Genomic DNA, 558 nt, shown 5'->3' on the forward strand with positions numbered 1-558 from the left:
GTAGTGATGCCTAGCTTGTTTTTCTCGGTTAGGATCCTAACTCGGAATCTATGATGATGAATATGATTCTTTTAGGAGGGGAATAGCAGCACTAATAGCCCAGAATCCGATCTTTTTCATTTTTTTGTAGGAGTTTAACTAATTATTATTTCTCTAATTTAATAATTAAAAAATCAAACGGTTTTTATTTAATAATTAAATGTTAATGTGATTTTTAAAATAGTGATTAAAGGTCCTTTACAAAGATAATATTACTTGATAAATATAATGGCCATTGAATTTGTCTATATATATCAAGAGGGTTGTCGATATGTCTAAAGTTCTAGTTTATTCTAAACGTAATCGTGAAATGAGTTATCTATCTACAAAAGAAGAACGTGAAACTAAGTCGAATAGATTTCAAGTCGTTTATAACGACATTTCCGATGAAGAAGCATTGCGTAGAGCAAATTCTATTAATTTGGATGAAAAGAACAATGTTCCCCAAGTTCGTTTAAAAAGACAACCTATTAAGGAAGAGAAAGAATGCCGAGTGCCTGGTTTATATGGTTGTAACCG

General features: G+C 30.8%; 1 protein-coding gene. It reads left to right on the plus strand.

Annotation, left to right across the window (positions count from 1 at the left end; all coding sequences use genetic code 11):
- Positions 1–310 precede the first annotated feature (310 nt).
- The coding region (locus R8O11_RS30315) for a hypothetical protein (RefSeq protein ID WP_318195274.1) at positions 311–558 on the plus strand (248 nt) is incomplete at its 3' end.

The sequence above is a fragment of the Vibrio sp. 1288 genome (genome assembly GCF_033344475.1).